Below are 22,324 nucleotides of genomic sequence, written 5' to 3'. Positions count from 1 at the left end.
TATTTAAGAACAGGTAATGTCACAAATCCTCTGACTACTAGCGAAACAGTTAGGTATCTACAATCAAGACAAATCATTAAAAATTAAAATTATGAAAATAAATACGTTATTAACCATTCTTCTGCTTTTTATAGCTACAGTTGGTTATACCCAGATTAAATATGAAGCAAAAATTGATTCAAAATACAAATCCATTCAGTTGGATGACGGATCTTTTAAGTATGTGAAATATGATAAGAAAAAGCAAACTATTTTCATCTATAATATTGATAACACCCTTTGGAAAACTGTTATGCTACCTCTGCCTAAAAACCATCTTTTAGATGAGGTTAAATTAATTTCACAAACAACTTTCAATAAAGACGAAAAAGTTGAGGTTGTATATTCTTGTTTGGAATTTACAGTGCCAGATAACTTTGAAGATCCTAATGTTGACTATAGTAAAGTCAATTTTACACTAAACGTAATCACCGAAACAGGGGAATCCTTGTTAAAGGTTGATAACAGTAATATGATGGAAATAATCCATACAAAAGGACAAACCAAAATGCTTATTTACAAACATGTTGGAGAGAGTTTTAATAATAATGATGAAACTCTAATATATAACCTACCATAATTTATAGTTATGAGTGCCATTAGATGTTTTGAATTCCATACTGATCTGGATTTGACTTTATTTGAAATAAATTCAATTAACATTCTATTCTCTGGAATAGAAGAGGTTAGAAAGGTTGTTTGTTCAGAAAATAGAATACAGTTATTCTACGATTCATCGACAATTAGTATAATGGAAATGGAACAAATAATTTCAGATTTAGATATTAAAAAGGAACCAGTAATTGCTGGGTATAGTAACGGATCTCGGCTGTTCAGCTTTCTAAAGGGATTTTTTTTAAAACTGTAGAGCTTAGGTTTTTCATAGTTTGGTGACGTGTTTAAATGGAGGTTTGGACACTTGGGTTTTATTTTTGATCAGATGGGATCAGACCTTGCTAGAGTATTTTATTCAAATTGGCTTGATTCCATCTATCACCAACTAAATATTTAATCATTAAAAAAGGAAAGTTATGAAATCAAAAACAATAGTAGCGGTACTGCTTAGTTTGGTCATTTTTGTTGCTTGCGGCAAAAATGATGATGAGCAGTTAAATGAAATTACAGGAAAATATACTGGGACTTTATCAGTGAAAAGTTTAGTGAAATCGGGATTATCTTCAGATGATCATGCGTATGCAGATGTAATGATTATTGGTGACCAAATTCAGATTCATTGTTCTGGAGGAGAATTAGACACAACATTTATGCTTGATTATTACCAGCATAGTGATAGTGTTTTCGTTTGCCACACAGGAGAGGAATTTGAACAAATCTACGGTCACATGAAAGGCGAAAATCATATGGCAGGTGGAATGATGAGTGACCTTCAGAATGGAGAAACAGAATGGATGCATCATTTAAGTGATGAACATGAGGAAGACGATGAGCATTTTGGAAATTTCGATATGCGACACAATACCTTTAACTATTTATTTAAAATGAGTGATGGAGACTACCAATTTATGGGTACTAAATAGGCTTTAAGAGGTTTGTACATCAATTGAAAATAAATAATACTATACACTATGGAAAAGAAGAGTAAAAAGAATCCTGATTGTTGTTCGGGGCACGCTAAAACAGTGGATACGATTCATAAGGTTTATTCTTGTCCTATGAAGTGTGAAGGTGAAAAGGTGTATTCCAGTGAAGGACGTTGCCCGGTTTGCAACATGAATCTTAAGGAAGTAAATATAGATCTGAATCATGCTCATGACAGGCATGAAAATATTCAGAACACACACTCAGAAGCAAATGGTAAATATTTTTGCCCGATGCATTGTGAAGGAAATAAGATGTATGAAAAATCGGGTGATTGTCCTGTATGTGGCATGCATCTGGTGGCTGCAGAGGTTGAGGGGGCTGACGACGACACTACTTATGAAGTGATGAAGCGTAAGTTTCGCGTTGCACTTTTTTTAAGTATTCCGGTTTTCATTATTGCTATGTCGGAGTTTTTCAGTTTTTTGAATTTGGATCTAATAGCTACTAAATATACTTGGGGATGGGTTGAATTTGTTTTAGCAACACCTGTTGTTTTTTATTCCAGTGGAGAGTTTTTTATCCGTGGATGGAAATCCATTCGAACATGGAATCCAAATATGTGGACATTGATACTAATAGGTGTAGGTAGCGCTTATATTTTTAGTGTAATTGCACTCCTTATGCCAGGTATTTTTCCTGATCAGTTTAAGGATTCGGTGGGGAATGTTCATTTGTATTTTGAAGCAGCCGCTGTTATATTGACTTTGGTTTTGCTTGGGCAAATGCTTGAACTGAAGGCACACAGCAAAACTAACTCTGCAATAAAAGCACTTCTTAATCTGGCACCGCCTATTGCTCGTAGGGTCAATAATGGCGAAGAAGAGGAAATTCCACTTGAAAATGTACAGGTTGGTGATATTTTACGTGTAAAACCAGGAGAAAAAGTGCCGGTGGATGGAATCATTATAGCAGGAACAGCTTTTATTGATGAAAGCATGATAACAGGAGAACCTATTCCTTCTGAAAAATATAATAATGATAAAGTTACAGGTGGAACAATTAATGGTAAGACTTCTTTCGATTTTAAAGCAGTGAAGGTTGGTTCCGACACTTTATTATCTCAGATTATTGAGATGGTAAATGAAGCAAGTCGTTCTCGGGCACCAATCCAAAAACTTGCAGATGTGGTAGCCAGGTATTTTGTGATTACAGTTATTGCTATATCACTGCTCACTTTTGTTATCTGGGCGGTATGGGGACCTGAGCCAGCCTATGCATATGCTTTTATAAATGCTGTTTCAGTACTTATTATCGCTTGTCCCTGTGCATTGGGTTTAGCAACTCCAGTTTCAATAATGGTTGGAACCGGACGGGGTGCTCAGTCTGGTGTCTTGGTGAAAAATGCCAGATCGATTGAAGAAATGAATAAGGTAGATATTCTAATTGTCGATAAGACAGGTACGATAACAGAGGGAAAACCTTCTTTACAATCCTATGAATCCTTCAATAAATTAACAAATATCGAGATTCTTCAGTTGGCAGCATCTGTTGACACCTTCAGTGAGCATCCGGTTGCTGAAGCCATTGTGAAGGGAGCGAAAAAAAACGACATCGAATTTTTACAGATTGAAAGTTTTGAATCTGTTACCGGTAAGGGAGTTAAGGCTGAATATCAGGGAGTGAGAATCGGATTGGGAAATAAACGTTTGATTGAGGATTTTGGTCTTAGTCTAACTAAAGAACAGGAAAATAGATCAAGTCAAAAACAATTGGTTGGTCAAACTGTAATGTATTTGATTGTAGGTAGTCAGGTGGAAGGAATCATTAGCGTTTCGGACAAGATTAAGCCAACTTCAATTGACGCGATTAAAAGACTGCAAAAAATGAGCGTAAAGGTATTGATGTTGACTGGTGACAATGAGAATACCGCTAAGGCAGTTTCTCGGGAATTAAATCTGGATGGATACGTGGCAGATTGCCTACCGGAAGATAAATACAATAAGGTAAAAGAACTGCAAGAAAAAGGTCACATCGTGGCAATGGCTGGAGACGGGATTAATGATGCACCTGCTTTGGAACAGGCTAATGTAGGCATTGCTATGGGAACAGGTACCGATATTGCCATGCAGAGTGCCGAAATAACTCTGATTAAAGGTGATCTTAATGGTATTGTTCGTGCAAGGGAGTTAAGCATTCAGGTAATGAGAAATATTAAACAAAATCTATTTTTTGCCTTTGTTTATAACGCTATAGGAATTCCTATCGCCGCGGGTATATTATTTCCATTTTTCGGTATTCTTCTTAGTCCTCTGATTGCGGCTGCAGCTATGAGTTTTAGTTCAGTCTCTGTAATTACAAATGCTTTGCGTTTAAGGAAAGTTTAATATTCACATAAAATAGAAAAAGGATGTCGTACTATAATTCCAAAGTACTGAATTCAAATTTCGAAAAAGTAGAGGTACAAGTTAGAGAATCGCTGCACAAGGTGGGATTTGGGATTCTAACCGAAATTGACATTCAACAAAAACTCAACGAGAAGTTAGCTGTCGAATTCCATAAATACAAAATATTAGGTGCATGTAATCCCAAGTTTGCTTAGGAGGCTTTAAAATACGACAGCAGGATTGGAACGATGTTACCTTGTAATGTTATCATTCAGGAACTTAATAACGGTAAAATTGAAGTTGCTGCAATCAATCCAATAGCCTCGATGAGTGCCGTTAATAATGAGGATATTGAAAGGGGTGCAATAGAAGTGTCAATACTTTTAAACAAGTTTATAGCTTCTCTTGAAGATTAGGTCAACTATTAAAAGGGGTAATGGTAAAAGGGGATAAATCATGAAAAAAATAAATAGTAAGAATAAAACTAAGATTCGATTAGAAAGTAAAAGCAGAACGAGAGGATTGCTATTGTTGGGAGGAATAATAGTAATTGCAGCTATAGCATTATATGGTCCTCAATTGAATAGTAAATCAATTCCTGATGTAATTAATTATTCATCTTTTGAGGGAGAAATTATACCTGATAGTATAATCTGTATGGTGAGAGGTGATATTAAAAGTAAAGGTAGTTTGCCAATTCAAATTGGAGCTAAGACTTATTATGGTTGTTGTGAGAAATGCTTGTTGAAGCTGGAGCAAAATATAGACAATATTCAATACGCAGTTGATCCGGTATCAGGTCAAACGTTTAGCAAAGCAGATGCCATAGTAAGGCAAGATCCGCAAGATCATAAAAGAGTATTGTTTTTTAAGTCAGATGAAACTTATGATCAATATTTGAAATTAATTAATAAAAAATAAGCTGATCTGTAATGGCTTTAATTCTGGTGTCATATTGGATTTTTTAGCCTGTTTTGCACTGCCGGATTGTTGCAAGTATAAAAGAGAATCAGTAAAAAAATGGATGTTGTAAGTAATAAATAATTTAGAAATTAGAGAAGATGAAAATTAAAGCAATTTATATTGTATTAGTAATGGCCTTTATGAGTTCAGGATCAGTGTTTGCACAAAATAATGCTGAGAAATTTAAAGTTTCCGGTAACTGCGGAATGTGCGAGACAAGAATTGAAAAAGCTGCATTAGCTGTTGATGGAGTATCATTAGCAGATTGGAACAAAGAATCAAAAATGATTGATGTGACTTTTGATAGTTCTAAGACAGACATCCATAAAGTGCATATGGCCATAGCAATGGCAGGTCACGACACTCAAATGCATAAAGCGAAAGATGAGGTTTACAATAAACTTCCAGTATGTTGTCAGTACGAAAGAGGTGCTCTTACACAGGCAACTAGTCATGAAGGGGATGATCATTCAACTTGCAGTCATAAATTAGAAAAGAAGGATTCAGATCATTCAGAGTGCACTCGTCCAAATAAGAAGAAAAGTGGCTCTTGTTGCAATAAATAGTTAAATGAATTAGTAACGATAAAAATTAAACATTATGAAATTAAAATTAGTAGGATTAATCGGATTGTTTTTAGTGATTAGCCTTGGTTTATCAGCTCAGGAAGCTACCAAAAAATTTAAAGTATTTGGTAATTGTGGTATGTGCGAGAATCGTATCGAAAAAGCGGCTTTAGCTGTTGATGGAGTATCATTAGCAGATTGGAACAAAGAGACAAAAATGATTGAAGTTGCTTTTGATACTGCCAAAACAGACATTCATAAAGTGCATATGGCTATTGCCAATGCGGGCCATGATACTGAAATGCATAAAGCTAAAGATGAGGTTTACAATGAACTTCCCGGATGTTGCAAATATGATCGTGCTAAGAGTAAAATGGAAGGTCACGAAGGACATAGTCATAATTAGAAAAAAGGAATTTCTTAAGGCTCGTTCTGCAAATGATGAGCCTTAGGATAAATATTGTTTTGATGATTTTTAAAACAGTATTCTTAAAGTGCTTTAAACTTGAAGTAATAATAATTTGCCTTAAAATGGGAAAAATAAGGAGCGATTTGGGGATACAGATTAGGCAAGTAAGGATGTCAAAAAAGATGACACAATCTAAATTGGCCGAACTTATGGGATGTAATCAAGAATACATTTCAAAGATTGAAAATGGATTAGTGAATACAACAGTTGAATACCTTATTCACATAGCTAACGTACTAGAGCAAGATTTGAATTGTAACTTTATACAGAAGAGCGATGTGTATTGGAATGAAAGTAATTGAATCTTTCCTTGGTCAGGTATAAAGAAATGAAGCTTTGGATACCGAAACAAAACAAGTGTCCCAATTGGTTTCGCTTTATTTCCACACATCCAAGTTTATTTCCATTGGTGTTTTTTATCCTAGTTATCAGTCTTGAAGGTAAAAGTGAACTTATGGAGGTTTTCATATACCTGCTTGCCCTCTTTTATGGATGGGGTGTGTTATTGTATAGTAAACACATTCATTTGTGGGAAATATCTATGAAAATGTAAAGATGGTTGATGTTGCATGAATTGTAATTTTTAAAAACTAAATGTGATGGATGTTGTTAAGCTTGTGATATGGGATTTGGATGATACGTTTTGGTCTGGAACACTTTCAGAGGAAGAGGTTACTCCCATACAGTTCAATATTGATTTGGTGAAAGAATTGGTGGAGCGGGGAATAATGAACTCGATTTCTTCAAAAAACAACCAATATGAAGCAAAAAAGAAACTTCAGGAATTAGGGGTTTGGGATTATTTTATATTTCCTCGAATAAATTGGCAACCTAAAGGGAAGAGTGTTAATAGTATCATAGAGTTGGCACAGTTACGACCTCAAAATGTGTTGTTTTTGGATGACAATCATTTGAATTTAAAAGAAGTTAAATTTTATAATGATGCCGTGTGGGTTGAGGATCCTAATTTCATTTTTAAGATTACCGATCATGATGCTTTTATTGGGAAAGAGGATAAGGAACACAGTCGTCTTCATTATTATAGAATCTTAGAGAAAAAAAATCAGGAACGAACAAATTATTCTGATAATAAGGAATTTCTTCAAACGTCAGGGATTCAACTTGCTTTTATCAGCGAAGTTTTATCTGGTAAGGGCCGGATATTCGAATTGATTCAAAGAACAAACCAAATCAACTATACGAAAAATAGGATTGCCGAACATGAGCTTGATGAGCTGCTTGAAAATACAGATTACGAATGCAAAATGGTTCGGGTAAAAGATCGTTTTGGAGAATATGGTATTGTCGGTTTTTATGCTCTGCAATTATCTACCAACAGACTGGAGCACTTTCTCTTCTCATGCCGTGCAATGAATATTGGATTAGAACAATTTGTTTATGCACATTTAAATTATCCTGAAATTATTAGAGTTGGGGCGGTTACTGCAGAACTGACCAAAGAACCTAAGCCTGATTGGATAATCGTATCAGAGGATTGGAATCAGATTATTGATGAGAATAATGAAACAAAATCTATTCGCTTATTACTGAAAGGAGCTTGCGATCTGAATCAAATGCTGCATTATTTGAATTATAAGAATTTGAACTTACAGTCGGAATTCAATTTTGTGAATGTAAATAATCATCCTGTACCACAAGCTCATTCATTCATATTATTACAATCGGGAATTGTTAGTGATACTACAAAGTCCTTCCTAATTGATAAATTGCCTTTTTGGGATGAATCGATTTTTTCCACCAGCGTATTTGAACAGGAGTATGATGTACTGGTATATAGTCTGCTTGTAGACTACACAATGGATTTGTACAGCTCAAAAAGAACCAATGCACTTGTACCTTATGAAAGTTATTCTGATTTTATAAATGAAACGAAAGAACAGTTTGTTTCACGTTGCAAAAGGCATGGTTTTGTAGGTATGGATGGAGATTTTTACGATGATTTTAAACATGATTTTATATTTCAGGGACAGATTAGTCCTGAGGATCTCAGAAATAATTTGGTGAGTTTGAGGAGTCAAATAAGCAAACCAATCATTTTTATTAATGGAGCGGAAATAAGCAGTCCGAAAAACAATGCATCAGAATTCGGAAAGGCACAAGATCGACACAAAATACTAAACAAAGTATTGGATGATTTTTGTGCTGAACATGACAATGCATTCTTGTTAGATGTGAGAAAGTTTGTAAATGATGAAGATATTAATCATAGCATCCGGCATTACAAAAGACATGTGTACGAGTTAATGGCTCAGGAACTTATTCGAATTGTAGGCGAAATAAGCAAGGTTGAATATAAAAGGGATGAATTTAGGTTTAAATTTAAAAAAATATCAAAAGTCGTTTATGAAAATACCAAGGATATTTTTTTAAAACTTAAAAGGGTATTATTGGCTAAATGAAATTTAAGGTTCTACAAATTTATTTAAAGCAAATTGCATTTCTCGATGCAATAAAAAAAACAAATTATACTAAAAGCAAGAACTAGATTACAATGAAAATAAGTAAGGTCTTTAATTATTAGTAATTCAGTTTATTTCCATTGCACTTAATTAATCAGAATAATTATTATTTACCGATGCAGAAAGTAATCAGATGTTTATTAAGTAGAGTGTTGTCTTATTTGGCTAACAAATAAGAAACAATAAAACTTTACAACATCCTGTTTATCAGCTGGTTGCATTTGGGTTATTTTGATGTTAAATGATTTATCAAAATGCTTGTTAAGTCACTTAACCGTATCAAATTTAAGCAAAAGCATCTAAAAAAACGATAATTCCCGCTGAGAAAGTCATCTCTTTCTAATTATGTCCCATCGCGCATTTCATCTTCATTCTAAAATTCTAAAATTCTAAAATCAAAATTGATCGAAAAATGCTTGGAGGGTGTCTATTGTGTCAGTTATTTTCAATAATCCGATCAAATTTGTCTATAAATAGACCTTGTTTTTAATCAAAATGGCACCACTTTTCCAAGCATAGTATGTGAAATAACTTCAAAACAGAGATACAAATGTTATTGAAACCTTTCCAACCTATTATTATGAACATCTCAAATGTTTAAAATAGTTAGCTCAAGATCTTGGCAATTTAGGATCAGACAAGTACGCGAAATTTTTAAACTAAATTAACCATTATTTAAGTGAATGATATTAAGTGTTTAGACGTAGAAAGGTTAATAATTTTAATAATAAGTCATGAGTTAATATTTGGTAAGCTCCGATTAAGATTTATATTTGTAGTACCCAAAGCCACTAAATTTGACTACAAACACTGACATTAAAGATCAAACCCTAGTGATTCAATTAAAAGATGGATCACAGCTTGCCTTTAAGCAACTATTTGATCGATATACACCTAGAATATATCGTTTTGCCATATCTTATCTTAAATCAGATGCAGATGCGGAAGAATTAGTTCAAGATGTTTTCCTAAAGCTTTGGGAAAAAAGAGAAACTCTTGATGAATCTCAGAATATTCGCGCTTACATTTTTAAAATAGCGATTAATAGCATTTATAATTTATCCAAAAGGAAAAATTACAAGCAAGTCTATAATGAGTTTGTCAAAAATAACTTTACGCTGGATAATGAATTCACATGGAATGATGTTGTATACAATGAATTAGTGGATTCTTTAAATCTGCACATTGATAAAATGCCAGCTCAACGTAGAGATATATTTTTAATGAGTAGAAAAGATGGCCTTTCAAATCAAGAAATAGCCAAAAATCTTAATATTTCTCTTAGAACTGTAGAAAATCAAATTTATCGTTCTGTCTCTTATCTCAGGGAACAGTTAAAACCTAACTCAGTATTTTTGCTATTGCTATTTTTCCTTAACAGTTAAGGATTGTTTAAACTACATGCACGATGTTTCTTTATTCATAGAAAGATATAAGTTTTCATTATAAATATTCTTTAATCTGATAATTTCCGAAATAAACTTCAATTCAAATATGCTATTACGGCTTGTTTGTAAGATGTTTGCGAGGAGGTTTTTGTTTGTTTTATATCTTTTTCGAAAAAAACTTTCACTTTGGTGTGAGTAGTTTTGTGAGTGAGTTTGTATTACTGTTATAACGATGATTTAGACATGAAGGAAAATTACAACAATATATTTGGACGAATAAAGCAAAACATATCTTCGAATGAAGATCATGAAAAAGCATCATCCCTTTTTGGGAAGCCAGAATTGGAATATGAGATTTCTGATGCCTTATTCGGTCAATTGGAGAAAATGGACGAAGAAAATACTGATGGGATCGATTTAAATTCATTGTACAAAAGGCTTTGGCTTAAGATCATAACCAGAGAAAAAGAGAGTAAATCCAAGAAACACCGTATTTATTTAATAAGGGCTGCATCAATTGCGGCACTCATAGCTATAGGACTAATAGTTGGAGCAATTTTTACTCCTTTAAATCAAAATTCGGATTTGGCCTTTGTTACTATAGTAGCACCAAAAGGATCTATTTCTCAAGTGTATTTACCAGATAGTACCCTAATTTATTTAAATGCAGGTTCTGAGATAAAATATCGGATGGATCATGGAGATGGAAACAGGGAGGTTTTCCTTTCAGGTGAGGCATGGTTTAACGTCACTAAGAACCAGAATAAGCCTTTTGTTGTTAGTACAGCATATTATAATGTGAAAGTTTTGGGTACTGAATTCAATGTTAAGGCATATGAAAATGACAAGGATGTTACCACAACATTAGAGGTAGGGAGTATCGAAATTATTTCAGGAGAAGAACTTTCTATACAGCAACCAATTTTGATTAAACCAGGAGAGCAGATTTCTTACAATAAGCTTGATCGAAAAATTGATATTAAAGAAGTTAACTCTTCATTGTATTCCTCATGGAAAGACAATAAACTGATTTTTATTAATAAAAACTTTAGTGAGTTAACTGATATTCTGGAACGTAAATATGGTGTTGAAATTCAAGTGAAAGATACATCGATCAACAAATATCACTATGATGGAACAATCAAAGATGAATCTATATTTGAAATGCTGAATCGAATTCAGTCGACTCTTCCCATAAAGTACCGGATAGAAGAACAAAAAATAATTATTGAAAAAAAATAATATACCAGAAAACCGCTAAATATGAATTGGAGAAATGGACCTTAAACAAGAAAAAAAGCCGGAGATGCTCTAACATCATCCGGCCAGTATTAAATTAATCTTCAGGTGCTGTAACACCTGGAAAGGTATTAACTCAACATCCTAAAATTATGAAAAAAAACTCATGTATTCACTTTTCCTTGGGGAAAGTGGGACGAAAATTTTTCTTAGTCATGAAGATCACAATCTTTTTAATGTTTGCTTTTATGCTAAATGTTACGGCAACAGTCTATTCACAAGTTGGAAAAGTATCCTTGCAGCTTGAAGACCAGGAAATTGCAGATGTGCTTCGTGAAATTGAAGAAAAAACAGAATACAGTTTTTTCTATCAAAGAGAACAAATCGATGTTACCCGAAAGGTATCCGTTCAAGTTGAAGAGCAAAGTGTGAAGAGTGTTCTGGATCAAATCTTTGAAGGAGAAAATATTCAGTATCATATCTCTAAAAATAACACTGTAATTCTTCTCCCAAAACTGGAACAAGATTCTAAGTCTTTACAAGGTGTTAAAGTTACAGGACAAGTGTCAGATAAAAATGGTGTTACACTACCTGGTGTAAATGTTGTAATTAAAGGTAAAGATATCGGAACCATTACAGATATTAACGGTAATTTTTCGATTGTGGTTGAAGAAGGAGAATTACTTGTATTTTCTTTTGTAGGATTTTCTCCGCAGGAAGTTAAAGTGAATGCAGAAGTAGCTATTAATATTATTTTAGAGGAGGAAACTATTGGTCTTAACGAGGTGGTTGCAATCGGTTATGGTAGTCAGCGTAAACGGGATTTAACTGGATCTGTTGTTTCTGTTAATAGCGAACAGCTTCAATCCATTCCTGTTGCAAGTGTCGGAGATGCATTACAAGGAAAAGCTGCGGGTGTTCAAGTTATTTCTTCAGGAGTTCCCGGAAACGATGTCGTATTCCGAATCAGAGGTATTGGTACCATAAACGACAATAATCCATTGTTAGTAATTGATGATGTTCCAACCTCTTCCGGTTTAAATCAATTAAACATGAATGATATTGAGTCTGTTCAGATTTTAAAGGATGCTTCTGCAACAGCTATTTATGGTTCCCGAGGTGCTAATGGAGTGATCATTATTACAACCAAAAAGGGGCGTTTAGGGAAAAGCAGCATAGATATAAATTACAATTATGGAATTCAGGAAGCAACTAAAATGGTTGATGTCTTAAATGCATCTCAATTTGCGTCTCTGCATAACGAAATGATGGATAATGCCGGTTTGGCAAAAAATCCTGCTAATGCAAGCCCGGAATCTTTAGGGAAAGGAACTGATTGGCTGGATAAGTTATTTAGTCCTGAATCAATGCATAATCTTTCACTATCTTTTTCAGGGGGTAATGATAAAACTAAATATTATGTGTCTGGAAGTATTTTAGATCAGAAAGGAATCGTTACTGAAACCGGATTTAAGAGATACACTGTAAAGTTTAACCTGGAGTCTAAAGTGCTTAAGAATATAAGAATTGGGAATAATATCACCTTGAATCACGATAAGAAATACAAGGGAGATTATAGTGTTAAAAATACGATGCTTGCTTTACCTACTCAGGCGATTTTTAATGAAGATGGTACTTATACGGGTCCGAAGGAAAGGCCATCGTGGGATGGTGATATAACAAATCCAATTGGTAAAGCAAAATTAGTTGAGACCACTACCAAAGGTTATAATTTATTGGGTTCTGTATTTGCTGAAGTTGATATTATTAAAGGCCTTAAATTTAAAACGAACCTGGGATTACAAGCTAATTTCTGGGATGACAGGACATGGTCGCCTCAATACAACTGGCTTCCTTCTCCACAGGAACAGTCTTATCTATTCCAACAATCAAATAAAAGCATTACGTGGAACTGGGACAATACTATTACCTACAACAAGATAATTAATGTAGATCACCGGATTACCTTGATGGCAGGAACCAGTGCACAGGAAAATCGATTTGAATTCCACAATGGTTCAATTCAAAATTTTGCAAGTGATCAAACCCAACAATTGGCTAATGGTATTTCTCAACCAACCGTAAATGGGAATGCATCAGAGTGGTCATTGATGTCCTACATTGGACGATTTAATTACGTGTATTCTGATAAGTACATGCTGACTGCGACTATACGTCGTGATGGTTCATCACGTTTTGGTTCTGATAACAAGTGGGGAACATTCCCATCTGCTTCAGTTGCATGGAGATTATCAGAGGAGAATTTTCTGAAGGATGTGAAGCTTATTGATGATTTAAAACTTCGTGCAGGATATGGTATTACAGGAAATCAGTCAATTGGAAACTATAGCTTTGCGTCGGTATTCCAAACGAACAAATATAATTTTAACAACAATGTTGTTTCAGCTGTTGTACCTGATATGATGCCAAATCCAAATGTACAGTGGGAATCGCAGAAGCAAACGAATATTGGGTTGGATGCAACTTTGTTCAATCAAAGAGTCAATCTTACGATTGACGGATACATTAAAAACACGGAAGATATGTTGGTTCCAATGTCGGTGCCTATTTCAACAGGTTACTCTGACATCAATGTACCATATATCAATGCTGGTAAAATTCAGAACAAAGGAATTGAAGTTAATGTTTCAACTCGCAATATGAAAGGCGAATTCATCTGGAATACTGATTTTAACTTTTCATACAATAAGAATGAAGTCAAAAATTTGAACGATACCATACCAATGGTTACTGGAAATGGTTTTGATTTTAATTTTGCTGTATCACGAATTGCACCTGGCCATCCTGTAAATGCTTTTTATGGTTTTATTACTGATGGAATATTCCAGACGCAGGCAGAAGTAGATGCTCACGCGCAACAAGTTCCTGGCTTGGATCCATATAATAGAACCTCTGCTGGAGATATTCGATTTAAAGATTTGAACAGTGATGGTATTATTGATGACAGTGACCGAACTTATATGGGAAATCCAACTCCAGAGTTGATCTTTTCGATGAATAATTATTTTAGCTACAAGGGATTTGATTTGAATATTTTTCTACAGGGTGTTTACGGGAATGAAATATTCAATGCCAATCGAATATGGAATGAGGGGATGGCCGTAGCCGTAAATCAAAGTGCCGAAACTCTTAACCGCTGGACCGGACCAAATACAAGTAATAGTATGCCTAGAGCTGTATTCAATGATCCTAATAAAAACACCAGAGCTTCCGACCGATGGATCGAAGATGGATCATACCTTAGGATTAAAAACATATCTCTTGGTTATACTTTGCCAAAAACTCTTATTTCCCAAATTGGTTTGGAGTCGCTTCGACTATACGTATCAGGAACAAACCTTTATACATTTACTAAATACAAAGGTTTTGATCCTGAGGTTTCTGCTAATGGAATCGATCATAACATTTACCCCGTTACCAGAACTATCAGTATGGGTGTTAACGTAAGGTTCTAATCTAAGTAAATTCTAAACACATGAAAAAGATACTATATATTCCAATTTTGATTCTGGCACTTTTTGTTAGTGCTTGTGGAGATGATTTTTTAGATAAAGCTCCTCTTGATTCAATTAATACAGAAAATTTCTATCAGACTGAAGCTGATGCTTTAGGTGCAATAAATGGTGCTTATCAACCATTACAGTGGCCAAAATTATACAACATGAGAATGTGGACCACTGATATTATGGCTGGAAACAGTAATGTTGGTGCCGGTGGTGGAGATGATGGCCGGGAGACACAGGATATGGCAAATTTTGTTACTGCAACTGATAATCCAGGAGTTTTAGACCTTTGGCGAGGACCTGCCCCAGGAATTCTTCGTTGCAATTTAGTACTTCAAAATGTTCCCGGAATGGATATCGACGAAGAGCTAAAAGACCAAATACTGGGAGAAGCACACTTTTTGAGAGGATTATACTATTTTATTCTTACTCGAATGTTTGGTGATGTTCCTTTGATTTTAGAGCCTCAAGCACCGGGTGATGATTTACGACCTGTTCGAACAAAAGTAAGCCTGGTTTATGAACAAATAATCAATGATCTTGAGGAAGCAAAAAACATGCTTCCAGTTCGTGAAAGTTACTCAGATGCAGAAAAAGGTCGTGCATCTAAAGGATCTGCGACGGGCCTATTGGCTAAAGTGTATTTGACATTGGGAGAGTGGCAAAAAACTGTTGACCTGTGTAATGATGTATCAGTCTTAGGCTACTCGCTAAACCCATCATACGCAGATAGTTATGATGTTTACAATAAAAATTCAGTCGAATCATTGTTTGAAATACAATATACAAATGATGCAGGCGAAGGTTTTTGGGGGAATGAGAATCAGGCATCTTGGCTAAGTACTTTTACCGGACCGCGTAACTCAGATATGGTTGCTGGTGGATGGGGTTGGAACCAGCCAACACAGGAGTTTATAGACTCATATGAAGCTGGTGATAAGCGAAAGGATGTTACGGTTTTATACGATGGTTGTCCTCAGTTTGATGGTCAGGATTATGACATGGCTTATTCTACAACAGGTTATAATTTAAGAAAATTTTTGGTGTCTAAAACCATTTCGCCAACCTCTGATAACAGTCCAATGAATTTCCCGGTATTGCGCTATGCAGATGTGTTGTTAATGAAAGCTGAAGCCTTGAACAATTTAGGGCAAACAACCGCCGCTGAAGTTCCTTTAAATGAGGTGCGTTTGCGTGCAGGCCTTTTGCGTATTTCAGGTCTTTCACAAGGAGCCTTTTTAACCAAAGTACTGCATGAACGAAGAATGGAAATGGCCTTTGAAGGACAGAGATGGTTTGATCTTGTTCGAGTAGAAAATGGTCAGTACGGATTAGATTTCCTACACTCAATTGGTAAAGTGAATGCTGGTTCAAAGCATTTATTACTACCCATTCCTCAGAAAGAGATTGATGCAAATCCAAATTTGGAGCAAAATTCCGGATACTAAGCAAACTAATCTTTTTTATAAGAATATTGTTTTTGAAGCATCCACTGGAATAAATTTTAACCAAGTGGTTTTATTGATTGTTTATTGTAATTCATTACGTCATATTATTTAATGAATCACTTGAATGGTGGATGTTTTCAGTATACTCTATAATCAAATTATAAACACATGAAAAATATATATACAACACTGGGTTTTATCCCCAATTGGAAAATTGATAAAGGCGGAATTTTTATTACACTTCTGATCAGTATTCTATTTTCTTTTTTCTTGTTGTCTTGTGACGAGAATGAAGACATTGTTATTGAAATGGGAAAACCTGTTGAGCTATCAGCATCCGCAACTGAAGTTCAATTAAATCAGAAATTTGCCACTTCAACTTCTGTTGAACTTAGCTGGACTCCAGGATCAAATGAAGGAACAGGTGCCTCTATTTCATATACAGTCCAATTGGATATGGAGGGGAATAACTTCACGGAACCTAAAACCTATGAAATGGGAAAGACTGTTTTCTCTAAAAAATACAGTAATGCAGAATTAAATAAAATTCTTCTAAATGATTGGAGTGTGGCCGCAGGAACATCAGTCATGTTAGAATCACGTGTTATTGCAGTTACATCTTCAGATTTCGTAGTACCTGACACGTCTAATTTTGTAGCATTTTCTGTAATGTCATATGAACCGGTTTCGAGTACTCTTTATATGCTTGGTGATGCAACACCAAACGGTTGGGATAACACGATAGCAACACCTCTGGAATCCAATACAGACAATCCAACAACCTTCACTTACGAAGGGAATTTGAAAGCTGGAGAATTGAAATTCATAACGCAATTGGGTGAATGGCTCCCATCTTATCAAAAAGGGGAAGACGAGCAACACATCTTGTTAAGAACAGATGATTCTCAACCTGATGAGAAATTTGCTATTGCAGAATCAGGAGTTTATAGAATTACTCTTAACCTTTTGGACTTAGATATTTCTTTTGAAAAATTAGATCAATCTCCTTATAATGAACTTTGGATTGTTGGTGATGCAACACCAAATGGTTGGAACATTGATAGTCCGAATCAAATGGTTCAGGATCCTACCGATTCATTTATCTTTACTTACAATGAGTATTTGAATGTTGGTGAATTTAAATTCCCCACATCCTCTGGGGACTGGGGAGCTGATTTTTATATGCCTCTTACCAATTATCCTGATCTTTCAGAAACTACAGTTCAATTAGTCTCTGGAGGAGATCCTGACTACAAGTGGCAAATTACAGAAGCAGGACCTTATAAGATTCAATTGAATTTAAGAGATATGAGTATTTCAATTAAAGCCTTTGAACCTTATGCCATGATATGGATGGTGGGAGATGCAAGTCCTGCAGGATGGGATATTGATAATCCTACAGAATTGGTTCCGGATGCAAGCGATCCAAATGTATTTACTTACACTGGAGCCTTAACTGTTGGCGAGTTTAAATTTCCAACTTCAACAGGAGATTGGGGTACCGATTTCTTTATGCCTGTAGAAAATTATCCTAATCTTACTGATACAAGAATGAAGTTTATTCCCGGTGGCTCACCGGATACTAAATGGAAGATTACTACAGCGGGTAATTATTCCATCACGATTAATCAATTTTATGAAACAATTTCTATCATTAAAAACTGATTGATATCATAACACTTTGAAATTTCGTTGAAAGCATATTGCTGTAATAGCAGAACTTTCAACGAAGTTTTAAGCTCAGCATTACGAACAGATTTGTTGTAAAGGCAATTGGTTCATTAAAATTTAGAACATGAAGAATTCGTTAAAATTTCTTTTGATAATAGTAATTACTCTATTTGCTTGTGAGAAATCAGAAAACAATCCAAAAGAGAATCCGGCACCTGTTGCTCCAGAATATTCAGAGGTTTCCTTTGTCACAAATAAAGCGCGTTACAATCCGGGTGAGGAGGTTGACTTTGTTATTGATAAAGAGATTTCTTCATCTGCAAGTATTCGCTACCGTCATCTGAATGAGATCATAAAAGAAAATTCTTATTCCGGAAGGAACTGGACGTGGAAAGTTCCTGTAACGGATTTTACAGGATATATGATTGATTTATATGAAATTGTTGATGGCAAGGAGATTGTATATGGCAGCATTGCTGTCGATGTATCCTCAGATTGGACGCGTTTTCCAAGATATGGATTTCTATCAGAATTTGATTCTGCTGTTTCAACTGAGGAGATCAGAAACACCCTTGATCAGCTCACAAGATATCATATTAACGGATTGCAATATTACGATTGGCACAACAAACATCATAAGCCTCTTAAAATGGAGGGGAATACACCGTCTGAAACCTGGCAGGATATTGCAAGAAGAAATGTATCATTCAAGACGGTTGAAAATTACATTCAAAATGCAAAATCCCGCAATATATCCTCAATGAGTTACAATTTATTGTTTGGAGCATGGGAAGATTTTGAAACTGATGGAGTGGACAAAGAGTGGATGATTTTTAATGACGCCAATCACCAAAACATTAACAAACATGAATTGGATGACAATTGGGCTTTGAGTGATATTTTGGTTGTTAATCCTGCTAATGAAGATTGGGAGGAGTATATTTTTGCTGAGACTGAAAATATTTATCAGTTTTTGGATTTTGATGGATGGCATTTGGATCAACTTGGCGATCGAGGGAAAGTATATGACTATCAAGGGAATTCGGTTGATTTAAAACAAGGCTACAATTCTTTTTTGAATAGTCTGGATCAACATTTTGAGGGGAAAAAGATGGTTATGAATGCCGTTAACCAATTTGGACAGGCTCAGATCTTAAATACAGGTGTCGATTTTGCCTATACTGAAGTCTGGTATCCAAATGAGAGATATGATGATCTTGGTCAAATTATTATGGATAACAATGCCTTAAGCAGTAATACTAAAAATACTGTATTAGCAGCTTATATGAATTACGATTTGGCTAACAGTAACGGCAATTTTAATACACCTGCCATTCTTTATACTGATGCTGTAATCTTCGCTTTTGGAGGTGCACATCTCGAATTGGGCGAACATATGTTGGGAAAGGAATATTTCCCCAATAATAATCTCTTAATGAGAGCCGATTTAAAAGAATCTTTGATCGAATATTACGATTTTATGGTTGCTTATCAGAATCTTCTTCGAGATGGAGGAAACTTTAATTCTCCGTTAATTTCATCTACGGATGGGAAATTAAATTTAAATGCATGGCCACCACAGTATAACAATGTTGCAGTAATTGGAAAAGAAGTAGGGAATAGGCAGATCATTCATCTTTTGAATTTTGCAAATGTTACAAGTCTTGACTGGCGTGATAATTCAGGAACTCAAACTTTCCCTCAAACAGAAGAAAATTGCAATCTCCAAATTAGCGTTGATAAAACAGTTGCCAAACTTTGGTATGCATCACCCGATAGTAATTTCGGAATTGCAGTCAATATCAATTTCACCCAAAATGGGAATAAGCTTTCTTTTCAGCTACCATATTTGAAATATTGGGATATGATTGTTGTGGAGTTTGAATAGCCTTCAAGAACGTAAACCATATAGTATTATTTGATTTTAGGAATATCAAAAACATGATATTCCCAGAGAAATTATTGCGATAATTAATCAGCAATATGAATATTTGGCGACTTCCATGTGGCCGTAACATGAAATTATATAAATATGAAATATTATATCATTTTAACTCTATTGTTGGGCATAATTCCGAAAGGGAACGCCAGCTCACAGAGGACTAACCTTGATGCACGTACTCCTGGTAAATGTATAGCTTATACAAATCTCGAGGATAGAGTTGTATTCACCTGCGAAAACAACATAAAGGCTACTCTTCAATTATTGGGTGAAGGAATTGTGAGGATGAATTTTGAAGAGTTGAATGATACTCTTATCAGAAATACTTCTTTTGCTTTAACCGAAAATGCTCTTGCAAAAAGCCAAAAGATTAACGTATCAGAACAAGTTCAGAGTTATGAGATTTTCACCTCTAAATTAATCATCAGAATAAATAAAGATCCCTTTCAAATCAGATTTTTCGACAAATATCAGAAACTATTATTGGAAGATTACGAGGATAAGGGCTTTACATTGGAAGGGGAAAATATTGCGTCCCGTAAAACCTTACGGGCAAACGAAGAATTTTTCGGATTAGGAGAGAAGAGTGGATCTATTAACCGCAGAGGAAAAAGTTTTAAGATGTGGAACAGCGATAGACCTTGTTATGGAGTAAATGAAGATCCTTTATATAAAAGCATTCCATTTTTTATGAGTAGTTACGGTTATGGAATATTCTTTGATAATACTTATAAATCGGAGTTTAAGATGGGCAGCGATTCTGAAGAGTATTATTCATTTGAAGCTCCTGGTGGGCAGATGACCTACTATTTTATTTATGGTCCAACTTATAAGCAAATCCTGAAAGGTTATATTCAATTAACAGGAAATCCCATAATGCCACCTTGTTGGGCCTTAGGGTTTTCGCAAAGCCGGGGAATGTTAACCAATGAGAAGCTTACCCGGGAAATTGCTTCTCAGTTTCGAGAGCGGAAAATCCCTTGCGATATTATTTACCAGGACATCGGCTGGACACAGCATTTGCAGGATTTTGAATGGAAAGAGGAAAACTACGATGAACCTGTTCAAATGTTAGCTGATTTGGATGAGAAGGGATTTAAAGTGATTGTATCGCAGGATCCTGTTGTGTCCCAAGACAATAAAAAACAATGGAAGGAAGCAGATTCTCTTGGCTATTTTACTACAGATGTACGTACAGGGAAAAGCTATGACATGCCCTGGCCATGGGGAGGCAATTGCGGAATAGTAGATTTCACTAAACCGGAAGTTGCTAATTGGTGGGGAAACTATCAGCAAAAAGTTATAGATGATGGAGTGCGAGGATTTTGGACTGATATGGGCGAACCGGCATGGAGTAACGAAGAAGATACAGATCGATTGTTTATGCAGCATTATTTGGGAATGCACGATGAAATTCACAATGTGTATGGTCTTACCTGGGATAAGGTGGTAACTGAGGAATTTGAGAAACGGAATCCAAACACAAGAATTTTTCAAATGACGAGAGCTGCCTATGCAGGAATGCAAAAATACACTTTTGGATGGTCGGGTGATTCTGGCAATGGAAATGACGTACTAAGTGGTTGGGCGAACTTAAAGCAGCAAATTCCAGTAGCGCTGTCGGCAGGTATGGGGCTAATTCCATTTTGGACAAGCGATATATCCGGTTATTGTGGTGATATCTCAGATAAAGAAGAAATGGGTGAATTGTATGCTCGTTGGATGCAGTTCGGTATTTTTAATCCATTGAGTCGTGCTCATCATGAGGGAAATAATGCAGTTGAACCTTGGGAATTTGGACCTGAAGTAGAGCAAATCTGTAAAAAGGCAATCGAATTGAAATATCAGCTCTTTCCTTACATATATACCTATGCACGAGAAGCATATGAAACTGGTCTTCCGATAATGAGAGCTGTCGTTCTAGAGTATCCTGATGACAAAGAAACCTATCATCTAAACAATCAGTTTTTATTTGGAAAAGATATAATGGTTGCACCTGTGGTTGAGAAGGGTGCTTCACAAGTTAAAATATACTTGCCGGAGGGAGAGTGGATCGATTTTTCAAATGGAACACGTTTGTATCAGGGAAAAACTTGGATTGAATATCCTGTTGAAATAGAGACCATTCCGATCTTTGTAAAAAAAGGCTCAATTATTCCGACAATGCCAGTAATGCAATACATTGGTGAAGATCCGAATTATCCTTTGTTGTTGGATGTATATCCGGCAGCAAAGAATCGAAAGGCCTTACTAAATGTATACGAAGATGATGGAATATCTAATGATTACAAACAGGATGTTTATGCCGAAAGAATTTTGGAGTGTAAGACTACAGAAGATGCCTTTGAAATTAGTCATGAGATTAAAAATCACAATGAATTTCATTGGGTAAAAAGGAACGTATTGATTCGTTTGCATTGTCAGCAAAAACCAAAAAAGCTTTTGTTGGATACTCACAAAGTAAAAAGGTTCCGTTTGAATAAAACAGGACAAATCGATTTTGACAAACAGGATAAAGCTGTTTGGGCATGGGATGAGCAAAAAAAACAATGTTTGGTGATGATTCCTAACACTATGGAATTTTCTAAACTACATGTTGAGAAATAAGGCAAATGGTGACTTTAAATAAAAATATCTCAATAAATATTTACCAATTCTTGTTAAAATAA

16 protein-coding genes and 1 pseudogene are annotated in these 22,324 nt (G+C 35.2%); all 17 read left to right on the top strand.

Going from position 1 to position 22,324, the window contains the following annotated elements; translation table 11 throughout:
• Positions 1–91 precede the first annotated feature (91 nt).
• The 17 genes and pseudogenes from ALGA_RS21135 (at position 92) to ALGA_RS21050 (ending at position 22,262) form a co-directional block, all read left to right on the top strand.
• On the top strand, positions 92–619 hold the full coding sequence (locus ALGA_RS21135; protein WP_096432714.1) for a hypothetical protein: 528 nt from the start codon (positions 92–94) through the stop codon (positions 617–619).
• A 9-nt stretch (positions 620–628) separates the two neighbouring features.
• Positions 629–907 carry a hypothetical protein gene (locus tag ALGA_RS21130; protein WP_096432712.1) on the top strand — a complete coding sequence of 93 codons (279 nt, stop codon included), beginning with the start codon at positions 629–631 and terminating at the stop codon, positions 905–907.
• A gap of 163 nt (positions 908–1,070) precedes the next feature.
• Positions 1,071–1,577, top strand: coding sequence for a hypothetical protein (locus tag ALGA_RS21125; protein ID WP_096432710.1), 507 nt, complete (start codon positions 1,071–1,073; stop codon positions 1,575–1,577).
• Positions 1,578–1,625: 48 nt separating this feature from the next.
• Entirely contained in the window at positions 1,626–3,965 is a 2,340-nt protein-coding gene (locus ALGA_RS21120; RefSeq protein WP_096432708.1) for a copper-transporting P-type ATPase, read from the top strand.
• Positions 3,966–3,988: 23 nt separating this feature from the next.
• Positions 3,989–4,381, top strand: a pseudogene (locus tag ALGA_RS21115) (DUF302 domain-containing protein).
• A 40-nt stretch (positions 4,382–4,421) separates the two neighbouring features.
• On the top strand, positions 4,422–4,886 hold the full coding sequence (locus tag ALGA_RS21110) for a hypothetical protein (RefSeq protein ID WP_096432706.1): 465 nt from the start codon (positions 4,422–4,424) through the stop codon (positions 4,884–4,886).
• 140 nt (positions 4,887–5,026) lie between these two features.
• Positions 5,027–5,494, top strand: coding sequence for a heavy-metal-associated domain-containing protein (locus ALGA_RS21105; protein ID WP_145957693.1), 468 nt, complete (start codon positions 5,027–5,029; stop codon positions 5,492–5,494).
• A 34-nt stretch (positions 5,495–5,528) separates the two neighbouring features.
• A complete protein-coding gene (locus ALGA_RS21100; RefSeq protein WP_096432704.1) occupies positions 5,529–5,900 on the top strand; it encodes a heavy-metal-associated domain-containing protein in 372 nt (123 codons plus the stop codon).
• A gap of 32 nt (positions 5,901–5,932) precedes the next feature.
• Positions 5,933–6,265, top strand: a complete 333-nt coding sequence (locus ALGA_RS21095) for a helix-turn-helix domain-containing protein (RefSeq protein WP_096432702.1) — start codon at positions 5,933–5,935, stop codon at positions 6,263–6,265.
• Between the two features lie 297 nt (positions 6,266–6,562).
• Positions 6,563–8,383, top strand: coding sequence for an HAD-IIIC family phosphatase (locus ALGA_RS21085; protein WP_096432698.1), 1,821 nt, complete (start codon positions 6,563–6,565; stop codon positions 8,381–8,383).
• Between the two features lie 857 nt (positions 8,384–9,240).
• Positions 9,241–9,828, top strand: coding sequence for an RNA polymerase sigma-70 factor (locus ALGA_RS21080; protein WP_096432696.1), 588 nt, complete (start codon positions 9,241–9,243; stop codon positions 9,826–9,828).
• Between the two features lie 246 nt (positions 9,829–10,074).
• Positions 10,075–11,073 (top strand): FecR family protein, encoded by a 999-nt coding sequence (locus ALGA_RS21075; protein WP_096432694.1) that lies wholly within the window; start codon positions 10,075–10,077, stop codon positions 11,071–11,073.
• Between the two features lie 212 nt (positions 11,074–11,285).
• On the top strand, positions 11,286–14,546 hold the full coding sequence (locus ALGA_RS21070; RefSeq protein WP_231706011.1) for a TonB-dependent receptor: 3,261 nt from the start codon (positions 11,286–11,288) through the stop codon (positions 14,544–14,546).
• Positions 14,547–14,566: 20 nt separating this feature from the next.
• Positions 14,567–16,042, top strand: coding sequence for a RagB/SusD family nutrient uptake outer membrane protein (locus ALGA_RS21065; protein ID WP_096432690.1), 1,476 nt, complete (start codon positions 14,567–14,569; stop codon positions 16,040–16,042).
• Positions 16,043–16,210: 168 nt separating this feature from the next.
• The gene (locus ALGA_RS21060; protein WP_096432688.1) at positions 16,211–17,707 is read left to right on the top strand and encodes a SusF/SusE family outer membrane protein; all 1,497 of its coding nucleotides are present in this window, start codon (positions 16,211–16,213) and stop codon (positions 17,705–17,707) included.
• Between the two features lie 130 nt (positions 17,708–17,837).
• Entirely contained in the window at positions 17,838–19,601 is a 1,764-nt protein-coding gene (locus tag ALGA_RS21055) for an endo-dextranase (protein ID WP_096432686.1), read from the top strand.
• 144 nt (positions 19,602–19,745) lie between these two features.
• On the top strand, positions 19,746–22,262 hold the full coding sequence (locus ALGA_RS21050; RefSeq protein ID WP_096432684.1) for a glycoside hydrolase family 31 protein: 2,517 nt from the start codon (positions 19,746–19,748) through the stop codon (positions 22,260–22,262).
• The last annotated feature ends 62 nt before the right edge of the window (positions 22,263–22,324 follow it).

The organism is Labilibaculum antarcticum (assembly GCF_002356295.1).
Classification (GTDB): domain Bacteria; phylum Bacteroidota; class Bacteroidia; order Bacteroidales; family Marinifilaceae; genus Labilibaculum; species Labilibaculum antarcticum.
This window is presented reverse-complemented; position numbering and strand designations above follow the sequence as displayed.

What these genes read in the sequence shown, in the direction of transcription:
- ALGA_RS21135 (WP_096432714.1), top strand. Translation starts at nt 92, where the DNA reads ATGAAAATAAATACGTTATTAACCATTCTTCTGCTTTTTATAGCTACA.
- ALGA_RS21130 (WP_096432712.1), top strand. Translation starts at nt 629, where the DNA reads ATGAGTGCCATTAGATGTTTTGAATTCCATACTGATCTGGATTTGACT.
- ALGA_RS21125 (WP_096432710.1), top strand. Translation starts at nt 1,071, where the DNA reads ATGAAATCAAAAACAATAGTAGCGGTACTGCTTAGTTTGGTCATTTTT.
- ALGA_RS21120 (WP_096432708.1), top strand. Translation starts at nt 1,626, where the DNA reads ATGGAAAAGAAGAGTAAAAAGAATCCTGATTGTTGTTCGGGGCACGCT.
- ALGA_RS21110 (WP_096432706.1), top strand. Translation starts at nt 4,422, where the DNA reads ATGAAAAAAATAAATAGTAAGAATAAAACTAAGATTCGATTAGAAAGT.
- ALGA_RS21105 (WP_145957693.1), top strand. Translation starts at nt 5,027, where the DNA reads ATGAAAATTAAAGCAATTTATATTGTATTAGTAATGGCCTTTATGAGT.
- ALGA_RS21100 (WP_096432704.1), top strand. Translation starts at nt 5,529, where the DNA reads ATGAAATTAAAATTAGTAGGATTAATCGGATTGTTTTTAGTGATTAGC.
- ALGA_RS21095 (WP_096432702.1), top strand. Translation starts at nt 5,933, where the DNA reads ATGATGAGCCTTAGGATAAATATTGTTTTGATGATTTTTAAAACAGTA.
- ALGA_RS21085 (WP_096432698.1), top strand. Translation starts at nt 6,563, where the DNA reads ATGGATGTTGTTAAGCTTGTGATATGGGATTTGGATGATACGTTTTGG.
- ALGA_RS21075 (WP_096432694.1), top strand. Translation starts at nt 10,075, where the DNA reads ATGAAGGAAAATTACAACAATATATTTGGACGAATAAAGCAAAACATA.
- ALGA_RS21070 (WP_231706011.1), top strand. Translation starts at nt 11,286, where the DNA reads ATGAAGATCACAATCTTTTTAATGTTTGCTTTTATGCTAAATGTTACG.
- ALGA_RS21065 (WP_096432690.1), top strand. Translation starts at nt 14,567, where the DNA reads ATGAAAAAGATACTATATATTCCAATTTTGATTCTGGCACTTTTTGTT.
- ALGA_RS21060 (WP_096432688.1), top strand. Translation starts at nt 16,211, where the DNA reads ATGAAAAATATATATACAACACTGGGTTTTATCCCCAATTGGAAAATT.
- ALGA_RS21055 (WP_096432686.1), top strand. Translation starts at nt 17,838, where the DNA reads ATGAAGAATTCGTTAAAATTTCTTTTGATAATAGTAATTACTCTATTT.
- ALGA_RS21050 (WP_096432684.1), top strand. Translation starts at nt 19,746, where the DNA reads ATGAAATATTATATCATTTTAACTCTATTGTTGGGCATAATTCCGAAA.